The following is a 7,328-nucleotide window of genomic DNA, read 5'->3' as shown; positions in this document are numbered from 1 at the left end:
AGAGGTCACCGAGCTCGATCTCGTCGATGCGCCCGACACCGGGATGGCAAGGATGCATGCGAATCATGACGGCCGGACGCTCGAAGTGATCACCAAGGCGGGCGGCTTCGGCGATACCGAAGCCTTCGTGCGGATCTGGCACGACACCGGTTCCATCTCCACTTTCCAGACTCAACAGAGGATACGCACATGACCGATCGTCCCGTCATCGGCATCACCATGGGCGATGCCGCCGGCGTCGGGCCGGAGATCATCGTCAAGGCACTGGCCCAGGACACCGTCCACGACAGCTGCCGGCCGCTGGTCATCGGCGACGCCGGACGCCTGCGCCAGGCGATGGAGATCGTCGGCTCGACGCTCGAGCTGCATGTGGTGGAGACCCCCGCCCAGGCACGGTTCGAACGCGGCACCCTCGAGTGTATCGATCTCGGGCTGATCCCCGCTGACCTGCCCTGGGGGAAGGTCTCCAGGATAGCCGGCGATGCCGCCTATCGCTACATCGCCAGGACTGTCGAACTGATCGAGGCCGGCGAACTCGACGCGATCTGCACCGCGCCGCTCAACAAGGAGGCGCTGCATGCCGGCGGCCACCTCTTCCCGGGCCACACCGAACTGCTGGCGCACCTGACCGGCACTGAGGAAGTCTCGATGATGCTGGTGACGCCGAAGATGAAAGTGATCCACGTCACCACCCATATCGGCATCATCGATGCCATCGCGCGCATCGAGCCGGAGCTGGTCACGCGGACCATCGAGCGCGCCCACGAAACGCTGGCCCGGGCCGGCATTCACGACCCGCGCATCGCCGTCTGCGGCATCAATCCCCACGCCGGCGAGAACGGGCTGTTCGGCTATGGCGAAGAGGAAGAGAAAATCGTCCCGGCGATCAAGGCGTTGCGCGAGCGCGGCTGGAACGTCGAAGGCCCTCTGCCCGCCGACACGCTGTTCTTCCGTGCCGGCCGCGGAGACTTCGACTGTGTCGTGGCGATGTACCACGACCAGGGCCATGGCCCGGTCAAGGTGATGGGGCTCGAGGCGGGCGTCAACGTCACCGTCGGCCTGCCGGTGGTTCGCACCTCGGTCGACCATGGCACCGCGTTCGATATTGCCGGCAAGGGCATCGCCGACGAGCGCAGCCTGATCGAGGCGCTACGCCAGGCCGTCGAACTCGCCAGCCGTCGAACCGCGCTGCCGACCTGACATCGAATTCACCCATTCCCAAAGCAGGAGAGCGACATGCCAACCATCGGATTCGCAGGACTCGGACTCATGGGCGCCGGAATCGCCCGCAACATCCTCAAGGCAGGCTACCCGCTCAAGGCGCTGGCCCACCGCAACCGTCAGCCGATCGAGGCACTCCGTGCCGAGGGTGCGATGGAGGTAGATGATGCCGCCGCACTCGGCGCCGAGTGCGATATCGTGTTTCTCTGCGTGACAGGCGCGCCGCAGGTCGAGGCAATCATCGACGGCGAGGACGGCATCCGCGCCGGCGCCCGCCGCGCCAACCGACAGGACCTGGTGATCGTCGACTGCTCCACCTCCGAACCGACGCTGACCCGGCGCCTGGCCGAATCGCTCGCCGCCGACGGCATCACGCTGATCGACGCCCCCCTTGGCGGCACCCCGACCCAGGCCGACACCGGCGAACTGCAGGCGATCGTGGGCGCGGATGATGGCGTGCTGGAACGCGTGAGGCCGGTTCTCGAGACCTGGACGTCGAAGATCATCCACGTCGGCCCGGTGGGCGCTGGCCACACCATGAAGCTGCTCAACAACTTCCTCGCCATGGGCTACGGGGCGATCTTCGCCGAAGCGCTCACCATCGGTGCCAAGGCCGGCATCACGCCGCAGACCTTCGACAGCGTCATTCGCGGCTCGCGGATGGACAGCGGCTTCTACCAGACCTTCTTCCAGTACGTGCTGGAGCGCGACCGCAACGCCCATCGCTTCACCCTGGCCAACGCTCACAAGGACACGCGCTACCTGGCCTCGCTGGCCGAGGCGATGAACGTGGAGGCCGGCGTCGCCAGGGCCGTCCGCGATCTCTACGCCAGCGCCGAATCCCAAGGCGACGGCGAGAAGTTCGTGCCCGAGCTCTCCGACATCGTTGCCGCGCGCCATCAACTGACCTTGTTCTGAGGACCCGGCTCATGAAGATCGTCTGTACCTCGCCCTCTTTCGCCAGGTATTCCCGTGCGCCGATCGAATCGCTGGAGGCTCGCGACATCGAACTGGTCGCGCTGCCGGCGGACATCGACGAAACCACCTTCATCGAGCGTGCCGACGGCGCCGTCGGCGCCATCGTCGCCTTCAACGCCATCAGCGATCGTGTGCTGGGCGCGCTACCGGCGATGAAGATCGTCGCGAAGCACGGCGTCGGCGTCGACAACATCGACCTTGCCGCCGCCGCACGGCACGGCGTGACCATCACCAACGTGCCCGCCGCCAACCGCGAGGCGGTGGCGGACTTCACCTTCGCCCTGCTGATGGCGTCGGCCCGTGCCATCCCGCGGGTCGATACCGCCACCAAGCGAGGCGAGTGGCCGCGCCACTTCGGCCGCGACGTGCACGGTGCCACGTTAGGCATCGTCGGCCTCGGCAGCATCGGCCAGGCCGTCGCCCGCCGTGCGGCCGGGTTCGACATGACCCTGGTCGCTCATGACCCCTTTGCGGATGCCGACGTTGCCAGCGCGCTGAGCGTCGAACTGATGCCGCTGGACGAACTCTGCCGTCGCGCCGACTACCTCACGCTTCACGTCGGCCTGTCCGAACAGACGCGACACCTGATCGATGCCGCCCGGCTCGGGTCGATGAAGCCGACGGCGGTGCTGATCAACGCGGCGCGTGGCGGGATCGTCGATGAGTCGGCGCTTTACGATGCCCTGACCCAGGGAACGATCGCCGCCGCCGCGGTCGATGCCTTCGAGATCGAACCAGCCTCGGAGCATCCGCTGTTCGCGCTCGACAACGTCATCGCGACATCGCATGTCGCCGGCTATACCGAGAACGCGCTGACGACCCTGAGCCAGAGCTGCGTCGATGACGTGATCGCCGTCATCGATGGTCGCGCACCTCGCCATCCGGTGTCGGCCTGAGCATCGCCGCCACTCGCCGATAGCGTCGGCGAGTGGCGGCAATCGCGCGTTCCTGTCGCCGGCCATGACCGGACGGAGAGGTCCTCGGGAGACTCAGTGCGGCCAGGAATCCAGCAGCCGGCCCTGGTCATCGAAACGCATGGGGCGCGGTTCGTGCACGATCTCGATCCCCGGTCGCCCTCGCAGCGACAGCAGCAGCGCTTCCGAGGCATAGAGATACTCGAGATGAAGCGTGTTGGGGATCCGCATCAACGTGATCGCGTCCGGATCGTGGGAGCCGCAGGTCTTGATCGCGGCCTGGATCGCTGTGCGATCGTCGGGCATGGCGAGGGGAATAGAGGCGGCGATCAGTACGCCCGATGTCAGCGAGTTGGTATAGACCTTTTCCCGGTCGAAGCGCTGGAACAGCCGCTCGGTAATGACGTCGGCACGTGCCACGCCATTGGCATTGCCCTCGCTCTTGTCGCTGACGTCAAGCACCGCGATCCGGGACACGTCCGGACCACCGCTGATCGCCGTGGTCGAAGGGCGCCCGGTGATGTTGGGGTCCATGCCGCTGCCCGAGTACTCCTTGCCGACCTCATCCACGACCAGCACGTCGAGAGGCCCCGAGGCCATCGCGTCTCCGGGCGGGCCCAGCGGTAGACGCGGCATGTTGCGCATCGCCTCGGCAAGATGGATCCGCTCCTCCTCGATCAGCGTCTCCGGTGGCAATACGACGACTCGGGAGAGACGATCGTAGGCATTCTCGAGCGTGCCGATCCCGAACAGGATCCGGCAGGTTCGTAGCTTGACCCTCGCCATCTCGACGATGAACCGGCCGACGTAATGGAACCCCCAGGCGTGGCAGTTCTCGGCGCCGGACTGCTTGCCCAGGCCGATCGAGAGCATCTTGACCAGCCCGCTCTCGTTGTCGGCGCGAAAGGCGCTGTGTGGCTTGATGCGATTGAACAGCACGATGCCGTCGGCCTCGAAAGCCAGCCGGTCGATACGCACCGACATCCCGTTGTCGAGCGTGCCCAGCGCCACCGTTTCCATGCTGGAGCGAATCTCGCAGCCTGCGCTCTCCTCGGTCACGCCGAGTTGCGCCAGCACGCGGCGCTGCCCCTCCGCGGTGGCGCCGCCATGGCTGCCCATCGACGGCACGATGAAGGGCTTGGCACCCCGGGCCAGCAGCGCATCGACGATGGCTCTCACCAGCTCCGGCAGATTGGCGAGACCGCGACTGCCGACCGTCAGCGCGATCGACATGCCGGGCCTGACGCGCTCGTCGACGATGTCGGCGGCATCGATGGCCGCCCGCACTGCCGCTGTCGGGCTATCGACATCCGTGGCCTGGAACCGTTGGCGCACCAGCGCCATCGGTGGCAACGGAACCGCCTCGACCAGTCTGGCGTAGCTTGGCTTCATGACCGCTCCAGGACGCGATGCGACATCGGCTCGACTGTCATTGGGCGGCAACCGCTACCCGGCGACCGCGATAGCTTCGATAGAGCGGCAACAGCAGCGACAGTGTCGCCAGGATCAGGAACGTCGCGGTGATCGGGCCGGATAGCAGCACGCCGACATTGTCATCGGCGCTCATCAGGCCGAGCCGCAGGTTGGACTCCGCCATTGGCCCCAGGATCAGTGCGATACAGAGCGCCGCCTGGGAGAAACCGAATTTATGCATGAAGTAACCCAGCACGCCGAATCCGACCATGGTGTAGAGGTCGACGACGTTGAGATTGATCGAGTAGGCGCCCACGAAACAGAACACCACGATCGCCAGGGTCAGGATGCGCCGCGGGACTCGCAGTATCTGGGTGAAGAAGCGAATGCCCAACAGGCCGAACACCAGCATGAAGATCGTCGCCACGAAAGTCCCGGTGAAGATGCCGACGACGATGTCGGGATGCTGCTGGAACAGCATCGGACCGGGTGCTAGGCCCTGGATCATCAGACCGCCCATCAGCACCGCTGTGACCACGTCGCCGGGAATCCCCAATGCCAGCAACGGGATCAAGGCCGCGGCACAGACCGCATTGTTGGCACTCTCCGTCGCTGCGATCCCCGGCATGTGGCCGGTGCCGAACTTCTCCGGCGTCTTCGAGGTGCGACGCGCCTCGTTGTAGCTGATCCAGGAAGCCGTGCCCGACCCCGTCCCCGGGATGATGCCGATGAAGGTCCCGATCACCGAGCCTCTCACCATGGTGGTCAAAGATCCCTTGAGGTCCGCGCGCGAGGGCCAGATACCCGACACCTTCATCCGCTCCACGCGGTCGCTCAGGATCTTCTCGATCTGCGAGAACACCTCGGAGAGGGCGAACAGGCCGATCAGTGCCGGGGTGAAGGCGAATCCGGAGGCGAAGCCCGAGATCCCGAACGTGTAGCGCGAGATGCCGCTGATCGGGTCCGCGCCCACGCAGCCGATGAGGATGCCGGCCAGACCGGCGATAGCGCCCTTGAGGATATCCTGGGACAGGCTGGCGATAATCGTGAGACCGAAGACGGCCAGCGCGAAATACTCCGCCGGCCCGAATTTCAGCGCCAGGGTCGCCAGTTGCGGGGCCAGGGCCGCCAGCACCACGGCAGCGATGATACCGCCCACGAACGAGGCGATGGTCGCCATGCCCAGTGCCTTGCCGGCTTCACCCTTTTGCGCCAGCGGGTAACCGTCCAGCACCGTCGCGGCGGACGAGGGCGTACCCGGCGTGCGCAGCAGGATCGCCGAGACGCAGCCGCCGTAGATTCCCCCGATATAGATCCCGATCAGCATGTTCAATCCCAGTATCGGGGCCATGCCGAAGGTCAGCGGAATCAGCAGCGCCACCCCCATGGTCGCCGTCAAGCCGGGCAGTGCACCGATGACGATGCCGCCAAGGGTCCCCAGGGCGATGGTCCATAACACTTCGGGGTCGAAGACCGCGAGCACGTGCGGTGAAATATCCATGACTAGGCTTCCGAACGACTGGTCGATACCGCGACGCCCCCACACGGCCTGTCGCCGTGCGGGAAACGCCCTGAGTCACTGCTGGTTGACGCCATACATGCCGAGCTTGCGGATGATGGCTTCCGCCGTTTTCGAATCTTTCTCCGCCAGCTCGCGGTAGGCGTCGCCTGTGCGATAGTCGACGAATTCCCCCATATCCTTCATGCGGGAGAGAAAATCCTCGTCCTGGAAAGTCTTCCTCAGCGCCTCGCTCAGCGTCTTCTTGACCGCTTCCGGCAGCCCCTTGGGCGCGATGACGCCTTTCCAGGATGACCAGGCGAAGTCGATGCCGAACTCGCTGGGAACGGGCGTATCCGGCAGCACGTCGATGCGCTTGTCCTCCATCACCAGTATGGGCTCGAGCCCCCCGTTGTCTGCTTGCGGCAGCACCTCGGCCGGTGACGCCACGACACCGTCGATATGTCCGCCGACACAGGCGGTCACGGCAGCGGAGGAACCGCCGAAAGGCATGCTCTTCACTTCGAGGCCGGCGGCATTCGCCAGCCCCTCCATGGCAATGTGGTTCGCTCCGCCGGCACCGGAGTTACCGACCCTCACCTCGCCCGGATGAGCCTCGGCGTAGTCGAGAAAGCCCTGGGCATCATCGAACGGCGCGCCCTGACAGGCTGCCAGAACCATCAGGTTGCGCCCCATCAGCGCAAGAAACTCGACGTCGTCGATGCTGTAGTCGACGCCACCATAGTGCGGCAGCATCGCCAGGGGCCCTTGAGCGCCCATCCCCAGCGTGTAACCGTCGGGGCGCGCGTGCAGTATCGAACTGGTACCGATGGAGCCGCCCCCGCCGGGCTGATTACGCACGATCATGGGCTTGTCCAGATACTTCTTGATCGTGTCGGCCATGATCCGCGCGGAAAGGTCCGTCCCTCCGCCGGCCGAGTAGGGCACGATCACCTGAATCGGCCTGACCGGATAGTCCGCCGCGGTCGCCGACCCCGTGAACAGGCCGGTCATCCCCGCGGCCAGTGCCAGTGCATTCATCCACTGCGTTTTCATCATCGTCTCCTAGCGTTGTTATCGATATGTCGGTCGTCGGTTACGACTTACCTCCGGTGCCTCGACATCCTCAAGGCAGATAGACATCGAGCAGTCCGGTAAAGCCGAAATAGACCCCCAGGACGACGGCCACGGGCACCAGCAGGAAATGCACCACCCGCCGCTCCTTGAGCAGCAGCATGCCGATCACGTACATCACGATCGTGCTGGGCAGATATCCGACCCGTTCGAAGGTGGCGGCATAGGCC

The 7,328-nt window shown here is 65.4% G+C and carries 8 protein-coding genes; 4 read left to right on the top strand and 4 right to left on the bottom strand.

Translation table 11 applies throughout. The features are described 5' to 3' along the window. From AC3AYF_RS13605 to AC3AYF_RS13590, 4 genes are all read left to right on the top strand, one after another. The coding region (locus AC3AYF_RS13605; RefSeq protein ID WP_487779857.1) for a hypothetical protein at nucleotides 1–193 on the top strand (193 nt) is incomplete at its 5' end. Next, nucleotides 190–1,200: a 4-hydroxythreonine-4-phosphate dehydrogenase PdxA gene (gene pdxA / locus AC3AYF_RS13600; RefSeq protein WP_295035026.1), complete on the top strand. Its 1,011-nt coding sequence runs from the start codon at nucleotides 190–192 to the stop codon at nucleotides 1,198–1,200. The genes AC3AYF_RS13605 and pdxA, both read left to right, overlap by 4 nt. A gap of 36 nt (nucleotides 1,201–1,236) precedes the next feature. Further along, nucleotides 1,237–2,139 (top strand): NAD(P)-dependent oxidoreductase, encoded by a 903-nt coding sequence (locus AC3AYF_RS13595; protein ID WP_295035025.1) that lies wholly within the window; start codon nucleotides 1,237–1,239, stop codon nucleotides 2,137–2,139. A gap of 11 nt (nucleotides 2,140–2,150) precedes the next feature. Continuing rightward, nucleotides 2,151–3,095, top strand: a complete 945-nt coding sequence (locus AC3AYF_RS13590; RefSeq protein ID WP_295035023.1) for a phosphoglycerate dehydrogenase — start codon at nucleotides 2,151–2,153, stop codon at nucleotides 3,093–3,095. 93 nt (nucleotides 3,096–3,188) lie between these two features. Here the strand turns inward: AC3AYF_RS13590 and AC3AYF_RS13585 are convergent, their stop codons facing one another. The 4 genes from AC3AYF_RS13585 to AC3AYF_RS13570 all read right to left on the bottom strand — a co-directional run. Next, nucleotides 3,189–4,505: a nickel pincer cofactor-dependent isomerase, group 22 gene (locus tag AC3AYF_RS13585; protein WP_295035021.1), complete on the bottom strand. Its 1,317-nt coding sequence runs from the start codon at nucleotides 4,503–4,505 to the stop codon at nucleotides 3,189–3,191. Between the two features lie 37 nt (nucleotides 4,506–4,542). After that, the gene (locus AC3AYF_RS13580) at nucleotides 4,543–6,027 is read right to left on the bottom strand and encodes a tripartite tricarboxylate transporter permease (RefSeq protein ID WP_295035020.1); all 1,485 of its coding nucleotides are present in this window, start codon (nucleotides 6,025–6,027) and stop codon (nucleotides 4,543–4,545) included. 75 nt (nucleotides 6,028–6,102) lie between these two features. Then, complete coding sequence (locus AC3AYF_RS13575) at nucleotides 6,103–7,080, bottom strand: Bug family tripartite tricarboxylate transporter substrate binding protein (RefSeq protein ID WP_295035018.1); 978 nt, start codon at nucleotides 7,078–7,080, stop codon at nucleotides 6,103–6,105. Between the two features lie 70 nt (nucleotides 7,081–7,150). Then, nucleotides 7,151–7,328: tripartite tricarboxylate transporter TctB family protein (locus AC3AYF_RS13570; protein WP_487779858.1), on the bottom strand; the 178-nt coding region annotated here is incomplete at its 5' end.

Source organism: Salinicola sp. (assembly GCF_982684285.1).
The sequence above is the reverse complement of the archived record's forward strand: the minus strand, read 5'-3'. Positions and strand labels throughout refer to the sequence as shown.

What these genes read in the sequence shown, in the direction of transcription:
- pdxA (WP_295035026.1), top strand. Translation starts at nt 190, where the DNA reads ATGACCGATCGTCCCGTCATCGGCATCACCATGGGCGATGCCGCCGGC.
- AC3AYF_RS13595 (WP_295035025.1), top strand. Translation starts at nt 1,237, where the DNA reads ATGCCAACCATCGGATTCGCAGGACTCGGACTCATGGGCGCCGGAATC.
- AC3AYF_RS13590 (WP_295035023.1), top strand. Translation starts at nt 2,151, where the DNA reads ATGAAGATCGTCTGTACCTCGCCCTCTTTCGCCAGGTATTCCCGTGCG.
- AC3AYF_RS13585 (WP_295035021.1), bottom strand. Translation starts at nt 4,505, where the DNA reads ATGAAGCCAAGCTACGCCAGACTGGTCGAGGCGGTTCCGTTGCCACCG.
- AC3AYF_RS13580 (WP_295035020.1), bottom strand. Translation starts at nt 6,027, where the DNA reads ATGGATATTTCACCGCACGTGCTCGCGGTCTTCGACCCCGAAGTGTTA.
- AC3AYF_RS13575 (WP_295035018.1), bottom strand. Translation starts at nt 7,080, where the DNA reads ATGAAAACGCAGTGGATGAATGCACTGGCACTGGCCGCGGGGATGACC.